General features: G+C 62.5%; 27 protein-coding genes. 11 read left to right on the forward strand and 16 right to left on the reverse strand.

Annotation, left to right across the window (positions count from 1 at the left end):
- The first annotated feature begins 125 nt into the window (after window positions 1–125).
- Window positions 126–314 carry a hypothetical protein gene (locus tag ACTEK7_RS30170; RefSeq protein WP_225145328.1) on the forward strand — a complete coding sequence of 63 codons (189 nt, stop codon included), beginning with the start codon at window positions 126–128 and terminating at the stop codon, window positions 312–314.
- Window positions 315–854: 540 nt separating this feature from the next.
- Here the strand turns inward: ACTEK7_RS30170 and ACTEK7_RS30175 are convergent.
- The 3 genes from ACTEK7_RS30175 to ACTEK7_RS30185 form a co-directional block, all read right to left on the reverse strand.
- Window positions 855–1,130 (reverse strand): hypothetical protein, encoded by a 276-nt coding sequence (locus ACTEK7_RS30175; RefSeq protein WP_225148126.1) that lies wholly within the window; start codon window positions 1,128–1,130, stop codon window positions 855–857.
- Window positions 1,131–1,895: 765 nt separating this feature from the next.
- A complete protein-coding gene (locus tag ACTEK7_RS30180) occupies window positions 1,896–2,030 on the reverse strand; it encodes a hypothetical protein (RefSeq protein WP_260343353.1) in 135 nt (44 codons plus the stop codon).
- A 328-nt stretch (window positions 2,031–2,358) separates the two neighbouring features.
- Window positions 2,359–2,619: a hypothetical protein gene (locus ACTEK7_RS30185; protein WP_036007657.1), complete on the reverse strand. Its 261-nt coding sequence runs from the start codon at window positions 2,617–2,619 to the stop codon at window positions 2,359–2,361.
- Window positions 2,620–2,880: 261 nt separating this feature from the next.
- Here ACTEK7_RS30185 and rocF point away from each other — a divergent pair, with 261 nt between their 5' ends.
- Entirely contained in the window at window positions 2,881–3,858 is a 978-nt protein-coding gene (gene rocF / locus ACTEK7_RS30190; RefSeq protein ID WP_225148127.1) for an arginase, read from the forward strand.
- A 72-nt stretch (window positions 3,859–3,930) separates the two neighbouring features.
- On the opposite strand, the gene ACTEK7_RS30195 is transcribed toward rocF, so the two are convergent.
- The gene (locus ACTEK7_RS30195; RefSeq protein WP_225148128.1) at window positions 3,931–4,347 is read right to left on the reverse strand and encodes a hypothetical protein; all 417 of its coding nucleotides are present in this window, start codon (window positions 4,345–4,347) and stop codon (window positions 3,931–3,933) included.
- Window positions 4,348–4,679: 332 nt separating this feature from the next.
- Between ACTEK7_RS30195 and ACTEK7_RS30200 the strand changes: the two genes are divergently transcribed.
- Window positions 4,680–4,889, forward strand: coding sequence for a hypothetical protein (locus tag ACTEK7_RS30200; RefSeq protein ID WP_036007651.1), 210 nt, complete (start codon window positions 4,680–4,682; stop codon window positions 4,887–4,889).
- Between the two features lie 294 nt (window positions 4,890–5,183).
- Window positions 5,184–5,462: a hypothetical protein gene (locus ACTEK7_RS30205; protein ID WP_036028856.1), complete on the forward strand. Its 279-nt coding sequence runs from the start codon at window positions 5,184–5,186 to the stop codon at window positions 5,460–5,462.
- Window positions 5,463–5,556: 94 nt separating this feature from the next.
- Here the strand turns inward: ACTEK7_RS30205 and ACTEK7_RS30210 are convergent, their stop codons facing one another.
- The 6 genes from ACTEK7_RS30210 to ACTEK7_RS30235 form a co-directional block, all read right to left on the reverse strand.
- On the reverse strand, window positions 5,557–6,771 hold the full coding sequence (locus tag ACTEK7_RS30210) for a mandelate racemase/muconate lactonizing enzyme family protein (RefSeq protein WP_074448219.1): 1,215 nt from the start codon (window positions 6,769–6,771) through the stop codon (window positions 5,557–5,559).
- 138 nt (window positions 6,772–6,909) lie between these two features.
- Window positions 6,910–8,196, reverse strand: coding sequence for an NRAMP family divalent metal transporter (locus ACTEK7_RS30215; RefSeq protein ID WP_036007761.1), 1,287 nt, complete (start codon window positions 8,194–8,196; stop codon window positions 6,910–6,912).
- Between the two features lie 151 nt (window positions 8,197–8,347).
- Window positions 8,348–8,533 (reverse strand): hypothetical protein, encoded by a 186-nt coding sequence (locus ACTEK7_RS30220; RefSeq protein WP_036007759.1) that lies wholly within the window; start codon window positions 8,531–8,533, stop codon window positions 8,348–8,350.
- A gap of 210 nt (window positions 8,534–8,743) precedes the next feature.
- The gene (locus ACTEK7_RS30225; protein WP_036028865.1) at window positions 8,744–9,370 is read right to left on the reverse strand and encodes a hypothetical protein; all 627 of its coding nucleotides are present in this window, start codon (window positions 9,368–9,370) and stop codon (window positions 8,744–8,746) included.
- Between the two features lie 51 nt (window positions 9,371–9,421).
- Window positions 9,422–9,742: a hypothetical protein gene (locus ACTEK7_RS30230; RefSeq protein ID WP_225148129.1), complete on the reverse strand. Its 321-nt coding sequence runs from the start codon at window positions 9,740–9,742 to the stop codon at window positions 9,422–9,424.
- A gap of 158 nt (window positions 9,743–9,900) precedes the next feature.
- Window positions 9,901–10,191, reverse strand: coding sequence for a hypothetical protein (locus ACTEK7_RS30235; protein ID WP_225148130.1), 291 nt, complete (start codon window positions 10,189–10,191; stop codon window positions 9,901–9,903).
- Window positions 10,192–10,226: 35 nt separating this feature from the next.
- Here ACTEK7_RS30235 and ACTEK7_RS30240 point away from each other — a divergent pair, with 35 nt between their 5' ends.
- From ACTEK7_RS30240 to ACTEK7_RS30260, 5 genes are all read left to right on the forward strand, one after another.
- Window positions 10,227–10,454, forward strand: coding sequence for a hypothetical protein (locus ACTEK7_RS30240; protein ID WP_036043993.1), 228 nt, complete (start codon window positions 10,227–10,229; stop codon window positions 10,452–10,454).
- Window positions 10,455–10,656: 202 nt separating this feature from the next.
- Window positions 10,657–10,848, forward strand: coding sequence for a Myb-like DNA-binding domain-containing protein (locus ACTEK7_RS30245; RefSeq protein WP_036007637.1), 192 nt, complete (start codon window positions 10,657–10,659; stop codon window positions 10,846–10,848).
- A 332-nt stretch (window positions 10,849–11,180) separates the two neighbouring features.
- On the forward strand, window positions 11,181–11,372 hold the full coding sequence (locus tag ACTEK7_RS30250) for a CsbD family protein (protein ID WP_057028646.1): 192 nt from the start codon (window positions 11,181–11,183) through the stop codon (window positions 11,370–11,372).
- Between the two features lie 274 nt (window positions 11,373–11,646).
- The gene (locus ACTEK7_RS30255) at window positions 11,647–11,895 is read left to right on the forward strand and encodes a hypothetical protein (protein WP_036043975.1); all 249 of its coding nucleotides are present in this window, start codon (window positions 11,647–11,649) and stop codon (window positions 11,893–11,895) included.
- Between the two features lie 116 nt (window positions 11,896–12,011).
- Complete coding sequence (locus ACTEK7_RS30260) at window positions 12,012–12,281, forward strand: DUF6894 family protein (RefSeq protein ID WP_225148131.1); 270 nt, start codon at window positions 12,012–12,014, stop codon at window positions 12,279–12,281.
- On the opposite strand, the gene ACTEK7_RS30265 is transcribed toward ACTEK7_RS30260, so the two are convergent.
- Together ACTEK7_RS30265 and ACTEK7_RS30270 are read right to left on the reverse strand one after the other, a co-directional pair.
- Window positions 12,275–12,499, reverse strand: coding sequence for a hypothetical protein (locus tag ACTEK7_RS30265; protein WP_225148132.1), 225 nt, complete (start codon window positions 12,497–12,499; stop codon window positions 12,275–12,277). The genes ACTEK7_RS30260 and ACTEK7_RS30265 overlap by 7 nt on opposite strands.
- Window positions 12,496–12,696 (reverse strand): hypothetical protein, encoded by a 201-nt coding sequence (locus ACTEK7_RS30270; RefSeq protein ID WP_036007627.1) that lies wholly within the window; start codon window positions 12,694–12,696, stop codon window positions 12,496–12,498. Before ACTEK7_RS30270 ends, ACTEK7_RS30265 begins: the two co-directional genes overlap by 4 nt.
- A 327-nt stretch (window positions 12,697–13,023) precedes the next feature.
- On the opposite strand from ACTEK7_RS30270, the gene ACTEK7_RS30275 reads away from it, so the two are divergent.
- Complete coding sequence (locus ACTEK7_RS30275; RefSeq protein ID WP_225148133.1) at window positions 13,024–13,197, forward strand: hypothetical protein; 174 nt, start codon at window positions 13,024–13,026, stop codon at window positions 13,195–13,197.
- Here the strand turns inward: ACTEK7_RS30275 and ACTEK7_RS30280 are convergent.
- Entirely contained in the window at window positions 13,175–13,429 is a 255-nt protein-coding gene (locus ACTEK7_RS30280) for a hypothetical protein (protein WP_225148134.1), read from the reverse strand. The two genes, ACTEK7_RS30275 and ACTEK7_RS30280, sit on opposite strands and share 23 nt — an antisense overlap.
- Window positions 13,430–13,538: 109 nt before the next feature.
- On the opposite strand from ACTEK7_RS30280, the gene ACTEK7_RS30285 reads away from it, so the two are divergent.
- On the forward strand, window positions 13,539–14,012 hold the full coding sequence (locus tag ACTEK7_RS30285) for a DUF417 family protein (RefSeq protein ID WP_225148135.1): 474 nt from the start codon (window positions 13,539–13,541) through the stop codon (window positions 14,010–14,012).
- Window positions 14,013–14,075: 63 nt separating this feature from the next.
- On the opposite strand, the gene ACTEK7_RS30290 is transcribed toward ACTEK7_RS30285, so the two are convergent.
- The 3 genes from ACTEK7_RS30290 to ligD form a co-directional block, all read right to left on the reverse strand.
- Entirely contained in the window at window positions 14,076–14,735 is a 660-nt protein-coding gene (locus ACTEK7_RS30290) for an SOS response-associated peptidase (protein WP_225148136.1), read from the reverse strand.
- A 15-nt stretch (window positions 14,736–14,750) separates the two neighbouring features.
- The gene (locus ACTEK7_RS30295; protein WP_225130323.1) at window positions 14,751–15,164 is read right to left on the reverse strand and encodes a hypothetical protein; all 414 of its coding nucleotides are present in this window, start codon (window positions 15,162–15,164) and stop codon (window positions 14,751–14,753) included.
- Window positions 15,165–15,282: 118 nt separating this feature from the next.
- Window positions 15,283–16,206 (reverse strand): non-homologous end-joining DNA ligase, encoded by a 924-nt coding sequence (gene ligD / locus ACTEK7_RS30300; protein ID WP_225148137.1) that lies wholly within the window; start codon window positions 16,204–16,206, stop codon window positions 15,283–15,285.
- Window positions 16,207–16,275 lie beyond the last annotated feature (69 nt).

The raw sequence follows: 16,275 nt of genomic DNA on the forward strand, positions 1-16,275 counted from the left end.
ACGCGATCCGACTGAGAGCCCCGCGGAACTTGGAACCATGTTCAGGCGATCTAATTGGAACGTTGTCCATCCCAGCTGAGGACCAGCGGTTTCTTGGCAAGCATCTTGATGAGGGAGGAGCCAAAATGGACGACGAACGAAAATCATCAAAAACAGGGGAACGGGCCGCTGAAGGCTTGCGCGAAGCAGCTTCCAAGGAGGAAGAAAAAACCGAGAGCAAGATGGGGCAGGATCTAGCTAAGGGCGCTGATCGTTTCGAAGAGCGCTCGAAAAGCTCCGATGGAAGAAGCGCAGGCGAGAAACAAGAAGACTAATCCACCAGCAGACCCGTCCCGGCTTTCCGGCTTTCTGACAGAACGCACCCTCAAACGACTGCGCGGCGTTTACGCATAAGGCGATGATCTGCCTGCGCTGGCTATTCGTGCCAAGGAAAGGGGCGGCTCGCGCGTGAAGCGCGCTTATGACCCCACGGCAGACGTTAGGCTGTTCGCGTTGGCAAGTTGCTCAAGCGGCCGTGCTGCTGCCTAAAGCACGGCGACATCGCGAACGCAATCGGCGGACGCTTGCGCGAGCCGCGCTCAGCATTCGACCCTTCAAGGTGAAGTCTACCGTTGGCAGGTGCCACCGCGGCAATGCGACGAATAGTGCCTTCGGTACTCGGCTCCGGGACCGAACCGCAGCGCGAGCCAGTCCTGACGGAGGATGGTCTCACTAGGGGGCGGTCGCAGACAACAGCGTTGAGGGACATTAGTTCGCGTCAGCTTTGGCTCCGCAGCGATTTTCACGATGCACCAAAGCGCGATGCGATTAGGATGAATCGTCATCGCGCTTTAGGTTATTGTTTGAGTATGATCTTATCGGAAAACCGCTACGCACTTTTCCGGATCATGCTCTAACGCACAGAGGCGTCGAATGCCGTCACCCGTTCCAGGCTGTAACAGCGAAAGGAGGCGTTGTCGGTCCTGATCAAGAACACGCTGGGCTCTGCGCAATGTGTCCAACTCTATTTCAGCGGTAGCGGTATCCTTTCCTTCCCGCTTCAACTGAAGGATCGCTCTCTCTTGCTCTGCAAGGCGTCGTTCTCCTCGCTCGATCTGCCTCAACGCATCATAGACGAAGGTCTTGTCCATCAGTGTGCTCAGCTGGCGCCGCCAATCTCTTCTTTTTCGATCAACCTCAGCTCCGTCTCAACGTTCCCGCTCGCCACCGCTTTTCGCCGAAGCCAATCTCATGCGCCGGGCAGATTAAAGCTGCTTGTGCCCGCAGAGCACTGCGCTGGCGCCGGGCTGGTTCCTTGTGGCGATTCTTCAGAGCCGCCTCATCGATCCAGGTACCGCTTGGTCCCTCGGTGCCATTGCGAGAGAGAGCAGCCGCACGCGCTCGTTGTCACGCATGCCAGCATTCGGTCATCGTCTTGGATCCAGTCAGGCCCCGAGGAGGCTTGCTTGCCGGCTGTCGCCAGCCACAGCTTGTGTCCCTCGCATGCTCGGGCAGATAGATAGCTCGCCGTAAAGAAACTAATTCCCCAGCGGACTGCATCGTTCAAGTCCTGGCGCAATTAAATATTAATATAATACGCAATTTTAAATGAATTAAATGCTGGACGAGATTTAAATTTGGATTAGAATGAGAGCCGCTTGGCGCCGGATGAACGCGTCAAGGACCTCCTGGAAGCGGCCCCATCATCCCGCCCTGTCGCCCCGTTCCAAGGATGTAAGGGCCGCTTCTAGGGCAAATTGTGAGGCAAATCATGCACCTGTCATTAGGTGATTTGTTCCTCATCTCCGCGGCAACGGCTACGCTCCTCATGATTGAGATCGGAGTCTTGATGATCGTGGGTCTGATCTGAGCCAGTGAAGAAGAGCGTAGGGACTGTTCTGAGGACCACCTACATATCACGTCTCGTTGTAAGCGTGTTCGGCCTCGATCGCGCGGAGCAGGGCGGCAAGGCTGGGATATTCCGCGCCATTGCGGACGTAGCAATTGACGTGCTCGGCATAGCGGGCCGATCCGTCGGGCTTGCCCTGCAAGTGAACAGCAGCACGGCACTGTTGGCGGAGCTCCGGCTCGTTGCTTTCCGGAAAGCATCCGGAACGGAGACGTTCCTATTATAAAGCGAGGAGATTTTCGCCGGGGGCGAGCAGCTTCACGTAAGTGCCGCTTTCGTGAAGCATCAGCTAGATTAGCCGTTCTCGACCGTATAAGGCGATGCTGGCGCCACACTCTGTGGCGCTGACCTTTCGTTGGTAAAAGTAGCACTCCGCTTGGCTCTGACGTAGATCGGCTCCGAGGCCGGACCGCAGCGCCGAGCCAGGCCTGACGCAGGACGGTTTCACCCAGAGGGCGATCGCAGAACAGCTACCGCCGGCGCGCCACCGCGACGCCAAACAGGAAGGCGACGAACAGGCTGGCAAGCGGTGCTTCGCGCGTGATCGCGGAAACCGTCGCGAGTGCCCCGCCGGGCTTGCGCGATTCCTCGACTGCGGAGGTGAGGCGATCGACCGCTGCGTGCAGGCCTCCGGCGACTTCACCAATAGTGCGGGAGACGTCCGCGGCCGTATCGATGGCACGCTCGGCCATGCCGGGCTGGGACGAGGATTGCGGTATCTCCGTGCTCAAGGACGCGACCTCCTGGCGTGATGATCGAAGCCGGCACCTTTGGCTATCCGCGCGAGCGCTCGTTTTGAACAGCGGGTCTGGTGACCTTTGGCTATCCGCGACAGGCGCCGTGATTGACGGCGGGTGCCGGCCTTGGATGAGCAATTCAGCGCAGGGGATTTTGTTCCGGATGATATGCCGGCGGCTTGCGCGCTCCCCGGGAAACGACGGGTGCGAATCTCTGTTAGGCTGGGTGAACCTTGCTGACGTCAGGAGACAGCCGTGACCGACCGGACCATGACGGATCGAGCCCGGCGCATCGCCTTGCTCGGCGCTCCCATCGACATGGGCGCTTCGCAGCGCGGCACCTTGATGGGGCCTGCGGCGCTGCGCACCGCCGGCCTTGCGACATTGCTGGAAAGCCTTGATTTCGAGGTCGTCGATTATGGCGATCTGTCCATCGCCGAAGTCCGGGACCTCAGCGACAGGCCGCCTGAGAAGGCCAATCATTACCGCGAAATCCAGCGCTGGACGCGCACTCTCAGCCGCAGAGGCTATGAGATCGCGACAACCGGTGCGCTGCCGATCTTTCTCGGCGGCGATCACACGCTGTCGATGGGGTCGGTCAACGCTATGGCGCGGCATTGCCAGGAGCGCGGCCGCGAACTCTTCGTGCTCTGGCTCGACGCCCATGCCGACTACAACACGCCGGAGACGACGATCACCGCGAACATGCACGGCATGTCAGCCGCGTTCCTCTGTGGCGAGCCGGGCCTTGACGGGCTGCTGGGCGACGATCCACGCGCCCCGATCGGCCCGGACAAACTCGATCTGTTCGGCGCGCGTTCGATCGACAAGCTCGAAAAGGAGCTGATGCGCACGCGCCGGATCAGGATCGTCGACATGCGCCAGATCGACGAGTTCGGTGTCGCCGTCCTGATCCGCCGCGTCATCGAACGGGTCAAGGCGAGCAATGGCGTGCTGCATGTCAGCTTCGACGTCGATTTCCTCGACCCTTCCGTGGCGCCGGGGGTCGGCACCACCGTACCGGGTGGCGCCACTTATCGCGAGGCGCACCTGATCATGGAGCTGCTGCACGATTCCGGCGTCGTCGGATCGGTCGACATCGTCGAGCTCAATCCGTTCCTGGACGAACGCGGTCGGACCGCGCGCACGGCGGTCGAATTGATCGGCAGCCTGTTCGGCCAGCAGATCACCGACCGGCCGACGCCGAGCAATGCCATCGCACCAGGCGAGTGATGGCCGCTGGCCTGCAAGCGAAAGGCCGCGCCCATCTCGAGCGCGGCTCTCGTGGCGCCTGATCGGCTGCTCTCACCAATGGCGGTGGTGCCGATGCCAGTGGTGCCGAACGACCGGATAGGGCCCACCGTAATAGGCGTAGGCGGGGCGCACGACGCGGCGATAGCGATAGCCGTAGGAAACGGGCGCGGTGTAGTAAGTGGTGGTGTAGCCACCGCCCCATCGATAGGGCTCGTCGTATCCATAGTCGTAGGCGTAGGGGCCGCCGTAGTAACCGGCACTGTAATAGCGGGGACCGCCATAGTAGCCATAGCCAGGTCCCCAGCCGTAGGCGGAGGAGGCAAGGCCACCAATGACGGCGCCTGCGACCAGGCCGCCGGCGATGCCAGGTCCCCAACCTCGCCAATGGGCTTCGGCGGGAGACGTTGCTGCGATCGAGCTCAGGCCTAGAGCGCCGGCCATCAAGGCTGACATTGCAATCTTCTTCATCAACATACCTCTCACATCACATTGCCCCAAGGAGTAACGGGAAGAATAAGCAATGGTTGCTGCTGGCCGGTGGCGAGAGCCAATGGGTGCTCGGCGTCGGGACGGCGTCACCGAGAATTCGGGGCTGGACGGCGACGCCCGCCGATCCCATCAGTTTGGCCAATGCCTCTAAGAGGTTCGGGACTGCCCCGAGCGGCGCGCGGCGTGCCGAGAAAGAATCCGATCAAATCGCCCCTGAATCATTAAATGGTCGAATACCGGGAAAAACCGGAAACTTTGGAGCGTGTCCTTAAGTTGGCACGCCACGAGGTTCGGATTTCCGGAGAGCAGGCATGGACGACGACATGGTCTTGAAGAACGCCGCGGACACCGCCTGGACGGTGTACCGGGCGCGGCACCCCGAGGTCGCCGCGCACGACACAAGGCGCTGTCTGCTGGAACGCCATCTGCAGAGGAGGTGGGAAGAGCACCCAAGCGATACCGAAGAGCTCGCCTCTTTCGGGATAGCCTATCTGCACCGCCTTCCCAGGGATGAATGTTGACGTGCATGAAGATGCTCGTTGTCCGCGTGGCCCGCACGAGCACGAGGCCGAGTTGGACCCTGCTTGCGATTTCATGTCTCATCTCGGCGACCATCGTGACGGTTTTGCGCGTCGTGTGCGAGGGATAGAGCTTGCGCCCGGAGTGCCCGAGCCGGGAACTCCACGCAGCAACCCCGTCGCCTCGCGCGAGGCCACGACCGGCGCGGCATCGCCAACGCTACGAGCCCCAACAGTAGGGGAACCGGAGGGGGCTCGACCGAATTAACCTGCGATAGGAAGATTGCGGACCCTTCGATGACATATGGTCGCTTCGCGTACTCCATGTCCAGAGCCCTGCGTCACCCCGGCGTGATGGCGTTGATCGTGGCGGGCGTGACGATTGCGGCCATGCTGATCGTCGACCACGGCCCGTGGAGCCGGGCCAAGACACAGCCGGCCCACGTCGCCATGTACGCGACCACGGGCGAAGCGGCACGGGCCGCTGGCGCCCTGGTGCTCCCGACCGATCCGAAATCGCCGATCGAGCCGCAGCGGCCGAAGACGTCTCCAACCGTCAATCCCGTGACGCCGTAAGGCGTGATGAATCGTCATCGCGCTTTAGGTTATCGTTTGAGCATGATCTTTTCGGAAAACCGCTAGACACTTTTCCGGATCATGCTTCAGCCTCTCAGCTCTTGCGGCCGTAGTTGAGGAGCCCGCCACTCGTCTTCGGCGGATGAGCCCGCAAGGCTTCCTCGTTCGGCTCGGTGCCCCAGCCGGGCCGGTTCGGGATGATGAGATGGCCGTTCTCGATCTCCGGCTCGTGCGTGAACAGCTCGCGATCCCAGGACAGACGATCGATGTCGATCTCCATGATGCGCAGGTTCGGCACCGCGGCGCAGAAATGCGCGTTCATCATCGAGCAGAGATGGCCGTAGAAATTGTGCGGGGCGACGTTGACCTCGAAGGCTTCGGCCGCCGCGGCGATCTTCATCGACTGCCAGACGCCGTTCCAGGGCGTGTCGATGATAGCGACGTCCATGGCCTGCGCGTGGAAGTAGGGCAGGAATTCACGCAAGGAGAGCAGCGTCTCGCATGACGAGATCGGGTGCGGGCTTTGCTTGCGTATGTAGGCGAGCGCTTCCGGATTGAAGCTGTCGATCTCGACCCAGAACATGTCGAGGTCGGCGATGGTGCGCAGGATCTTCAAGTAGCCTTCGGTCTTGGCGTTGAAGTTGCAGTCGAGCAGGATGTCGACGTCGGGGCCGGCGCCGTCGCGGATCGCTTCCAGATGCATGTGCAGGTCGCGCAGGATCTTGCGGTCGACGTTGATCTCGGGCGCGAAGGGCGAGCCGAATCCGGGACGCCAGCCGGTCGGCTTGCCCTCGTCATAGGAAAAGATGTTGGTCTTGAGCGCGGTGAACTTCTTCTCGCGCACCTCGCGCCCCATCGCCTTGACGCCGTCGAGAGTTTCGATCGCCGGCTTGTACCAGGACGGGTGATTGATGCGCCACGTGGCGCAATGCGACCAGTACACCCTGACGCGGTCGCGGACCTTGCCGCCGAGCAGCTCATAGCAGGGGACGCCGAGCGATTTCGCCTTGGCATCGAGCAGCGCATTCTCGATCGCCCCTAACGCCTGCGCCACCACGCCGCCGGCCGCAGGACGCGTTGCTGCGAACAATTCGGCAAAGATGCGCTCGTGCTGGAAGACGTTCTGCCCGATGACCCGCGCCGAGAGGCGCTGGATCGCGGCGCCGACGCCGGGCGAGCCAAAGCCTTCGTCGAATTCGCTCCAGCCGACGATGCCGTCCTCGGTCGTCAGCTTGACGAAATGATAGTTCCTCCAGCCGGCATCGCAGGCGAGGATCTCGAGGCTCGTTGCTTTTGAAGATTTGGTCATGTCGCTCCCTGTCGCCCGGCCGGGCTTTTCTTGTCGCCCGATCTTAAGCCGGGCCCGGACCGCATTGTTAAGCCAAGCGCGGGACGGCGGGAAGATGCAGAGATGCGGCGCGGCAGCGCGTCCGAAGCAGGCCTTGCGTCAGCCGATCACCGACGAGCCGAGCAAAGCGAGAACGGCGAGCGCCATGACTGCGGTGCCGAGCCAGCCCAGCGCGATCAGCCAGGAGCGGGCCCTGAAGCGGCCCATGATGGTGCGGTTCGAGACGATCAGCATCATCATCGCCATGATGGGGACGGCGACGATGCCGTTGAGCACCGCGCTCCACACCAGCATGTTGATCGAGTCGATGCCGGTGAAGCCGAGGCCGAAGCCGATCAGGGTTGCCGCGGCGATGATGGTGTAGAAGCCGGCCGCCTCGTCCGGCTTGGCCTCCAGCGTGGCGCGCCAGCCGAAGATCTCGGCAACGCCATAGGCCGCCGAGCCCGCCAGCACGGGAATGGCGAGCAGGCCCGTGCCGATGATGCCGGTCGCGAACAGGGCGAAGGTGAAATCGCCGGCCAGCGGCCGCAGCGCTTCGGCCGCTTCCGTCGCCGAGCCGATATTCGTGATGCCGTTGGCGTGCAGGACCGATGCGGTGGTCAGGATGATGAAGAAGGCGATGCCGTTCGAGAGCAGCATGCCGGAGATGGTGTCCGTCTTGATGCGGTCGAGCTCGTGATCGCCGCCGCGCTTGAGCTGGCGAAGCGGCTTGTCGCGCTCGCCCTGGTTCATCTCCTCGACCTCCTGCGAGGCCTGCCAGAAGAACAGATAGGGGCTGATGGTGGTGCCGAGCACGGCCACGACCATCAGGAGATAGTCGGCGCTGACGTTCGGCTTCGGCCAGACCGCGGCGAGCAGCGCCGTGCTCCAGGGAATCTGCACCGTGAAGGCGGTCGCGACATAGGCGAACAGCGCCAGCGTGAGGAATTTCAGCACCGGCGAATAGCGGCGATAGGGCACGAACACCTGCAGCAGGGTCGAGCCGGCCGCGAAGATCAGCGCGTGCTCGTGGTTGAGGCCGCCGATGACGAGCGAGAGCGCCTCGGCCATCGCGGCGATGTCGGCGGCGATGTTGAACGTGTTCGCGGCGACCAGCATGGAGACCAGCGCCAGCACCGCCCAGCGCGGCGCGACGCGCATGACGTTGGCGGCGAGCCCCTTGCCGGTGACACGGCCGATCTGCGCGCTGACGAGCTGGATCGCGATCATGAACGGCGTGGTCAGGAACACGGTCCACAACAGACCGAAGCCGAATTGCGCGCCGGCCTGCGAATAGGTGGCGATGCCCGACGGGTCGTCGTCGGCAGCTCCGGTGATCAGGCCGGGCCCCAGCCGTTGCAACAGCGTCGGCGCGGATTTCGTCGGGGTGAGGGCGCTGTCGCTCATGAACGGGCTCGAACGGGTGCGGGACGTCGTCTTTAGCAAATGCGAATCGAATACCATAAGTTCCCGCTGCCGAAGCGGGCGGCTGATTTCCGAAAATGCTAAGTCGAGTTTGCTCCGTCGGGCAAAACAGGGCTATATTGCCATCATCGGCCTACCTGATGCTGACGAACATGCCCCAGGCCGCGGCCAGCGCCGCGCCGGTGAAGAGAACCACCGGGTTGTCGCAGAACGTGCCGCCATACCTGCACACGTCCGCGCCGAATTGGCCGAGCTCATGACGGCTCGCGGAATAGAACAGTCCCGACAGCACCAGCAATGCAGCGGCGACGTAATACATCGAAGGTCTCTCCGGCTTGCCCCGTCCAGGCGACATGTCCCAGCATGAGGCGAAGAGATTTCACTTCGGCCAATCCGCTTTGCGGCATTTGAGAAAAGTTTGACCCGTCGGGCAAAACACTGGCAAGATGGCATCATCAACGAGCGCCGGCGTCGCGATGACAAAAAGGCCCCGCACCGCGGGGCCTTTGTCGTGTCAGAGCTTACCGCCCTATCGCCGCGAGCCTACGCCGTAGAGTTCGCGCTCGCGGACAACATCCTCCGGCGACAATGGCGGGCTTGCGGCGTCGAAGTCGGTCCAGCCGGACTTCTGCCATGCGGCGCTGCGCTCCTGAAGGTTGACCGATCGCTCGTGCAGAAGCGCATCGAGGCGCGCGCGGTCCTGATCTGGCACCCTCGCGGACACCAGCGTGCCGCCGCGGCGGACGCCCTCGGCATAACGCGATGCGTCTTCCCTGGAGACGCCGGCCTCGGTCAGGGCGCCGATGATTCCGCCGGTGGCCGCGCCGGCAGCAGCGCCGGCCGCGGTCGAGGCGAGCCATCCGGCCGCGACCACCGGGCCGAGGCCGGGGATGGCGAGCAAGCCGAGACCTGCGAGCAGGCCGGCGGCGCCGCCGAGCCCAGCGCCGATGCCGGCACCCGTGCCGGCGCCTTCGGCGCGATCATCGGTGCCGTCGCGGTCACGATCGACCTTGCCGGAGCGTGAGCCGTACCAATTGTCCGAATTGTTGGCGACGAGGCTGATGTCGGAATGCGGCACGCCGGCGCTTTCGAGCCGGGTCACGGCCCGCTCGGCATCGGCGTAATTGTCGTACAGGCGAGAGATGGTCGTCGTCATGTCTGGATCTCCTGATGTCGCGAATGACTTGCGCGAATTACTTGGCGGAAATTACTTGGCGGGGTTGACGTTGCCCTGGAAGTCGACGCTGACGTCGGTCTTGGTGCCGGCCTTGTCGGCCTTGCCGCGCCAGACGCCCTCGTTGTCCTTCTGCAGGCCGGAGACGTTGGAATAGCCCGCGCCCTCGATCCGCGATTTCGCCTGTCCCTCGGTGAAGCTGTTGCGGCCCGCGACCGGTGCGTTGGAGTTGTTCTGGTCGGAGCTGTTGATCGCGTTGTTGCCCGGCCCGCTTTGCGCCGGCTGCGACTGAGCGCCCGCGGGCACCGAACCAAGCAGCAACAAGGTTGCGGCCAGAACTGTCAGATGTTTCATGTTGTTGTCTCCTGCAAGTGATTGTGCGGGCGACAACAAGTGAGAGTCGGATTGGTTGCTATTGGTTTGGATGAGTTTGCTGCGGCTCTTCGGTCGCGGCTCTTTGGTCACGACGACGAGCGAGTTGCCGCCGCGGCCGGACATGCGTCCGCCACCTGCTACTTTGAAGATTGCACGGACTCGGCTTGGCCCTTGGTGGGCTCCCACGGCGCCGGAAGGATCACGCGGATGGGGCGGGCTTCGGTGGCGCCCTGAACCACAGGTGCGGCCTGTTCCTTGACCGGCTCAGCCAGCGCTACGCTCATCAATGCAACCAGCAGCGCCAGGGAAGTTGTCATCAGCCGCACGTCCAGCATCGAAGCCTCCTGTTTGCGCACCAACGCAATCCGCCGGAATTGGTTCGGGCGGTGGCCGGGAACAAGTGGCAATTTGTCGGGTTTGTAGAACACACGCCCGGATAACCGGGCTGCTGGAGGAGGACACGATGAACTTCAAAGCAATCATTGCCGCCGCCGTGCTGACGTCGGTTGCGGCTCCCGCGTTTGCGCAATCGTTCTACGTTGTGCAGGACGTCAAGACGAAGAAGTGCACCATCACCGAGTCGAAGCCGACGACCACGGAAACGACGGTCGTCAGCGGCGACACCGTGTACAAGACCAGGGCGGAAGCCGAGGCCGGCATGAAGACCGTCAAGGTCTGCACCTCGAACTGATGCACTGAGCGAAGGTCACACCCGAGCCTGCGCTCGAAACAATGCCCGCGCGGAGCGATCCGTCGCGGGCTTAATTTTTTGCAAAGTTCAGCTTACCAAGCCGCTGTTAGTGTCGGTCCGTCACGCGCGGCCAGGATAGGAACTCCGTCCGTCTCGGCCGATTGTCGCCAGCGCTTTGAACGACGGTGAGCCAGCTCCAGCCATGCAATCACGCTATCCCTTGTTGAAGAGGTGGACGGCGGACGAGCATGAGCGGCTGAAAGCGCTGGCTGAAGCCGGACGCCGCCCCGACGAAATTGCCGCAGAGCTCAACCGGAGCGAAGCGGCGGTGCGGGTGCGGGCCTGGCAGCACGGCATCGCGTTGCGCGGCGTGACGCAGAGGCGCGGCAAATAGCGCGTGCTGGGGGCGTGGACTCGTCAACACTCGGTCAGCGGGTCGGTGTCTGCTTCACGCTCAAGGCGGATTAGGACACCAAGCGAAAAACCCGGAGTGTGAGCGTCCGGGCCGATCGCAAGTAAGAATTGCAAGTCCAATGCAGGAGCTAAACCAAACCTCAACGGCCCTGTCTGTCCACTTTTGCACACCCGCGCCGAGCAACAAGTACAAGCTGCGTAAACAGCTCATGGACATCGCAATCGACCGTTCTTCGTGTGGTGCGCGTCTCGCAGGAACGACAGCGCAGCGTTTTCGTTGTGCTCGTCTTCTAGACAAGGAGGATAACGATCATGGACCGTGAACATGTGAAGGGCGCCGCTGACAAGGCAAAAGGCGCGATCAAAGAGGGGGCTGGCAAGCTTACCGGGGACAAGGACCTCGAAGCCGAAGGCGAGATGGATAAGGCCAAGGGATCCGCCCACAACGTCGCTGGGAATGTAAAGGACGCAGCGCGGGACGCCTCTGACGCCCTCAAGAAATAATCAAAAAAGGAAAGTCTGAAACTGGCCGCCTCAGGGCGGCTTTTCCTTTTCTGCCAAGCCCACGGCGACGACGAAACACGCCTGAAACAGTGCTGAAACCAGATCGTCCTGAACTCGGCGCCCGCCGGGGCCGACCAACCAAGCGAAACGGAGAGACAATCATGATCCAGATCGGTTCGAAGGAAGAAGTCGCGCTGCTGCTGGCGCTGTTTGGCACCCACACCCAGAAGGCGCAGCGGCCGAAGCCGAAGTCGCGGCAGGGGTGAGTGACGCCATGCCCGGTTTGGCCGAATGCCAGAGCCTGCTCCGGCTCCTGATCGCCAGGGGCGATCCCAAGGCCATCCCGCTTGCCAAGGGCGCCATCGACCAGTTCCTGAACACGGCACCTCTCAGCATGCGCGGGCGCGGCCTGCGCGTGCTCCAACGCGACGCGCTCGACCAGCACGATGCCGCCGTCGGGGTGCAGCGCTCGTTCGCCGAAACGGTGGACGCCTACATCGAGCACAAGCTTGCAGAGGAATAGGCGGGCCGGTCGCGGATCGGCCCCTGTTCCCGGAACCCATTGGATCCCAAGAGATTTTTTAGTCCCGCCGGAAACCTTTGTCCGTGCTTCGGCCTATAGGGCAAAGGAATACGGTCATGGCCCGATATTACTTCGACCTTCGCGACGACAAGGGAATTGCGCTGGACGAGGAGGGGCTGGAATTGTCGAGCCCGCGTGCCGTTCAGGCCGAGGCCGCCAAGTCGGTCGCTGACCTCGCGCGCGATGCGCTGCTCTCCGCGCCGCTCACCGGCGACCGGCGGGAGCTGGCGATCGACGTGCGCGATGCCAGCGGTCTCGTCATGCAGGTGAAGTTCTGCTTCCAGATCGAAGACCTGAAGTCGCGGCCGCGCTCACGCGGTCATTGACGCGTCAGCGTCGGGCGGGACGGCTCGGGCAGGGGCGGGCAGAGCTGCTCGGAGTCCAGCACGGCGATCTTTCGGCCGAGCTGCCAGACCTCGACCTTGCCGAGCCGCGTGAACCGCTTCGCAAAATCGAGCGCGGAGGAATCGGACGAGGCTTCGAAGGCTTCGGCGGAGCGGAAGACGCCGTTCTCGCCGACGAGATAAGCGCGATATTGCATCATGTCGGCGCCCTCAGGCCGGGCGAGCGCAGCCAGGAATCGATCTGCATGGCGGTTTCGTCGCGGCGCGCCTGGCGCAGCAGCATGTCGCGGCGGGGGCCAGGGGCGAGCTTGCGCGCTTCCTCGCGGCAACGCTCCGCTTCGTCCGCGAGTCTCTCGCGCAAGGTGGTGGTCTGTTTGAAACGACGCCGCTTCTGCATGGGCGTCCTCCCTTGTTGGAGAAGGGCGGGAGCGCAACTGGCGTTCACCGATCTCTGCCGCGGGCCTTGCGGTGATGAATTTACCTTACGCCTCCGGCACAGCGGAGTCACATCATTTGATATGGCGCGCTGATTTATTTTCGCGGGCGAAGCTTGAGCATCTTGAGTGGCTTACTCAATTTGCACCGCGCGAGTCCTAAAGTTCAATAGTGAACAGAGGCAACCTCTGTTAGTTGATGTGGCATCACCGGCCAAGGCTTTGTCCGTAGGCGTCGGTGGCTGAGAGACCGAGCGTGCTCCCGCCTGCAAAGCAAGGGGAGCACCGCGATGACCGTCTATCGGCCGTTGCCAGCCGACCGTGAGCTGGCCGAATACATGCGCCAGATCGTGCGCGAATGCCGCGAGCTGCTGAAGCAGCCGCCACCCGATACGTTTCTGGGGCGCAGGACGCACGAGCCTCTCCAGGCCGACGACGACGCTACGCCAAACGAGGAGCGTTGACCGTCAGCGCAATCGCGATGGTCGGCGAGAGGCCGGCTTGCAGCGTGCGGCTTTGGGTGGCATTGGCGCAGATCGCGCGGGCGATCGCGCGCTGACGTGTCAGGGCCAGGCGAAGCCGTTCTGCTTCGAGGAGGGCGGCATCGGCGCGCGCCAACAGGGGATCGGCCGTTGATCCGTGCATGGGCGGTGCAACGCGGTGTGTTGCCGGTTGTTCCTGATCGATGGTCCCCACGAAGTCGTGACTCCCGCGTTACGACGACGGGCGTAACGGGTGGGGGTCGCGCCCCGTATCAAGGGCAACCCGCGCGCTGACGCGGGGAGCACAGGGAAGACCACGTTCAATGAAAACAGAGTTCAACATCGCCGAAGTTGGCGGCGGATCCTATCGCCTTCTCGCCATACTGCGCTGGGTCATGGTGATCATCTTCGTCTCGTTCGGCATGCAGAAATTCACGCCGCAATCGGCGCAAGGCATCGCGCAGTTCATTGCGAATAGCCCGTTCATCTCCTGGCTCCAGGTGTTCGGCCTGCGCGGCGAGGCCTATGTGCTGGGGGTCACCGAATTCGCCATTGCAGCGCTTTTGATCGCCGGCGCCTTCAGTCCGCTGCTCTCCGCGATCGGCGCCTTCATGGGGGTCGTCACCTTCGCCATCACTTTCTCGTTCTTCTTCACTACGCCCGGCGTGGTGCGATGGAGCCTCTCGACCGATCCGATGGCATGGAATCTCACAGGGGAGTTTCTGTTCAAAGATGTCGTGCTGCTCGCGGTGTGCGTGGTGCTGCTGCTGGCATCTCTCCGCAGGACGTGGGAATGAGGCACGGGGTGAGGGCAGATGGATGCTAAAACCTTGAGATGTCTCTGTCCAATTGGTGGGCAATCAGGCGAGCTTGTCCTCTTTGTCGATGCCACGCGCTGCGATGATCAGATCAGAGTCCGCCAACGGCCGTTGCAACGCCTTGGCTTCGTCCCAAGGCGCTCGCAGCCACACGTCCCATTCCTCCGAGGTCGTCAGGATCACCGGCATGGCCTTGGGATGGATCGGTTCAACGAGGGCATTCGGGGCGGTCGTGAGAAACCCGTAGACCTGATGCGGTCCCGGAACGGGTTTGGACTTCGTTCCGCGATCGCCGTTGAATGTGGTCCAGATGCCGGCGAAAGCGTACAGCGGTCGCGCCTCGGCGAGCGCAAACCAGACGACATCTTTCTTCTTCGTCTCCGGGTTCGGCTCCGGGGCGTATTCGGCAAAGCTGTTGGCCGGCACGAGACAGCGGTGCTCGGGCTTGAGCCAGGCTCGCCAATGCGGCGAGGAGGTGTTGCGGATGTTAGTGACGGGCGGTCCACCGGTGCGGGGCGGCGGCGGCATGCCCCAGCGCATCATCACCAGTTCGCGCTCGCCGCCGGCGTCGCGAATGACGGGGGCGGGGTAATCCGGAAAGACGCCCGGCATGGGCGGCAAGTTACCCTCGAAGCGACGGACGATGCGGAAGAGGTCAGCGATGGCCGCCTGATTGGTGGTGATCGAATACAGATTGCACATGAGTGAGATTGTCTATTATCGCTCGCCCGGCCACCAGGTCGTGGGCGGTTGGCTGGCTGAAATCTTTGTTGGCCGCAGCGCCACAAGCTCGCTGCGCTTGTAGGGGTGCCCTCGCATCTGCGAACAATCCTTGCAGCGCATGTAGCGTTCAAGTTCGTGGATCGGAGTCGTCTTTGGTCGCCGAATGATCTCGAGTGCTATGGTCTGATTGGTATCGCAGCCATGACAGCGGACCTCGAGGTAGGGGTATCCTCCATTGATCGCATCGCCGATGGTAGGCGAGGGCTGCGCCGGTCCCTTGTAACCGAGCATCCGGCTGTTCCACGCCACACAGGCCAGCTTGTCAGCTTCCTTGCGCGCCTCTCTGGCGCGCTCGGCTGCCATCTTGATCTGAGTGCCGAAGAGATATTGGCGCGACTTTGTGGACATCCGGGTATCAAAGGCATGAGCCAACAGGGTTTGGCAAATTATCGATTCCTAGTAGGCGACGGAGCCGGCGAGCTACTGCCTCTCGTGGCTGTGGAAAACCATGCCTGGCCGTTCGCTGTCACAGGTCCTCCCGCAATCCCTTGAAGAATGGATGCCGCACCTTTCCCTCGGCCGACTTGGCGCGGTACTCGATCTCGGCAAGCAGCTTTGGCTCGACCCAGATGCCCTTGTGTGCGATGCGCTTGGCGTAAGGCTGCGTCCTGCGTCGCAGCGGCTCCAGGCGCTTGCGTAGTTCGGCGGCTGATGTCTTGTCGAAACCGTGGTCGACCTTGCCGGCGTAGATGAGATCATCGCCCTTGCGGCGGCCGAGATACACGCCGTCCCACTTGCCTTCATCGAGCGCAAAGCCGGCGATGGTCAAGGTCTCGCGCTGCGCGCAGGTCGTCTTCGTCCAGTTGTTATTCCGGCCAGAGTTGTAGACGCTGTCGCGAACTTTGGAGACCACGCCCTCCAGCCCGATCTTGCAGGCATGGGCGAACATCTGGCGGCCGTCGATCTCAAAACTCTCGCTGAACTGCACGTCAGTGCCGGCAATGATCTTCTTCAGCTCGGCCTTGCGGTGAACCAGCGGCAGGCTGCGGAGGTCTCGTCCATTGAGGTACAGCAGGTCGAAAGCCACGAGTACGATCTTGGAGGACGTGCCCTTGAGCTCGTTCTGCAGCACCGAAAAGTCGGTCGTGCCGTCAGCAGCCGGGACGACAATCTCTCCATCGATGATCGCCGAACCTGCCTTGATGTGCCAGGCGTCCTCGGCGACCTTCTTGAAGCGCCTGGTCCAATCGTGGCCACGGCGGGTGTAGATGGTCACGGCCTCGTTGACCAAATGCACTTGGACGCGATAGCCGTCGAACTTGATCTCGTGAATCCACCGTTCTCCGGAGGGCACCCGCGGGACGGAGTGTGCCAAGGCCGGTTCGATAAAGTCAGGGAAGGGCGCCTTGACGCCGATCGCCGATGCTTTCCGCTGACGGGAGGACGCCACTCAACAACTCCACGCAACTAACTATTTTGATTCGAATCTTTGTGCGGGGATTCGTTCCGGCCTGGCGTC

This window comes from Bradyrhizobium sp. JHI2711 (assembly GCF_056156565.1).

What these genes read in the sequence shown, in the direction of transcription:
- ACTEK7_RS30220 (WP_036007759.1), bottom strand. Translation starts at nt 8,533, where the DNA reads ATGTATTACGTCGCCGCTGCATTGCTGGTGCTGTCGGGACTGTTCTAT.
- ACTEK7_RS30245 (WP_036007637.1), top strand. Translation starts at nt 10,657, where the DNA reads ATGCAATCACGCTATCCCTTGTTGAAGAGGTGGACGGCGGACGAGCAT.
- ACTEK7_RS30275 (WP_225148133.1), top strand. Translation starts at nt 13,024, where the DNA reads ATGACCGTCTATCGGCCGTTGCCAGCCGACCGTGAGCTGGCCGAATAC.
- ACTEK7_RS30295 (WP_225130323.1), bottom strand. Translation starts at nt 15,164, where the DNA reads ATGTCCACAAAGTCGCGCCAATATCTCTTCGGCACTCAGATCAAGATG.
- ACTEK7_RS30255 (WP_036043975.1), top strand. Translation starts at nt 11,647, where the DNA reads ATGCCCGGTTTGGCCGAATGCCAGAGCCTGCTCCGGCTCCTGATCGCC.
- ACTEK7_RS30215 (WP_036007761.1), bottom strand. Translation starts at nt 8,196, where the DNA reads ATGAGCGACAGCGCCCTCACCCCGACGAAATCCGCGCCGACGCTGTTG.
- ACTEK7_RS30240 (WP_036043993.1), top strand. Translation starts at nt 10,227, where the DNA reads ATGAACTTCAAAGCAATCATTGCCGCCGCCGTGCTGACGTCGGTTGCG.
- ACTEK7_RS30210 (WP_074448219.1), bottom strand. Translation starts at nt 6,771, where the DNA reads ATGACCAAATCTTCAAAAGCAACGAGCCTCGAGATCCTCGCCTGCGAT.
- ACTEK7_RS30265 (WP_225148132.1), bottom strand. Translation starts at nt 12,499, where the DNA reads ATGATGCAATATCGCGCTTATCTCGTCGGCGAGAACGGCGTCTTCCGC.
- ACTEK7_RS30285 (WP_225148135.1), top strand. Translation starts at nt 13,539, where the DNA reads ATGAAAACAGAGTTCAACATCGCCGAAGTTGGCGGCGGATCCTATCGC.
- ACTEK7_RS30175 (WP_225148126.1), bottom strand. Translation starts at nt 1,130, where the DNA reads ATGGACAAGACCTTCGTCTATGATGCGTTGAGGCAGATCGAGCGAGGA.
- ACTEK7_RS30195 (WP_225148128.1), bottom strand. Translation starts at nt 4,347, where the DNA reads ATGAAGAAGATTGCAATGTCAGCCTTGATGGCCGGCGCTCTAGGCCTG.
- ACTEK7_RS30270 (WP_036007627.1), bottom strand. Translation starts at nt 12,696, where the DNA reads ATGCAGAAGCGGCGTCGTTTCAAACAGACCACCACCTTGCGCGAGAGA.
- ACTEK7_RS30230 (WP_225148129.1), bottom strand. Translation starts at nt 9,742, where the DNA reads ATGAAACATCTGACAGTTCTGGCCGCAACCTTGTTGCTGCTTGGTTCG.
- ACTEK7_RS30250 (WP_057028646.1), top strand. Translation starts at nt 11,181, where the DNA reads ATGGACCGTGAACATGTGAAGGGCGCCGCTGACAAGGCAAAAGGCGCG.
- ACTEK7_RS30200 (WP_036007651.1), top strand. Translation starts at nt 4,680, where the DNA reads ATGGACGACGACATGGTCTTGAAGAACGCCGCGGACACCGCCTGGACG.
- ACTEK7_RS30290 (WP_225148136.1), bottom strand. Translation starts at nt 14,735, where the DNA reads ATGTGCAATCTGTATTCGATCACCACCAATCAGGCGGCCATCGCTGAC.
- ACTEK7_RS30205 (WP_036028856.1), top strand. Translation starts at nt 5,184, where the DNA reads ATGACATATGGTCGCTTCGCGTACTCCATGTCCAGAGCCCTGCGTCAC.
- ACTEK7_RS30225 (WP_036028865.1), bottom strand. Translation starts at nt 9,370, where the DNA reads ATGACGACGACCATCTCTCGCCTGTACGACAATTACGCCGATGCCGAG.
- ACTEK7_RS30260 (WP_225148131.1), top strand. Translation starts at nt 12,012, where the DNA reads ATGGCCCGATATTACTTCGACCTTCGCGACGACAAGGGAATTGCGCTG.
- ACTEK7_RS30170 (WP_225145328.1), top strand. Translation starts at nt 126, where the DNA reads ATGGACGACGAACGAAAATCATCAAAAACAGGGGAACGGGCCGCTGAA.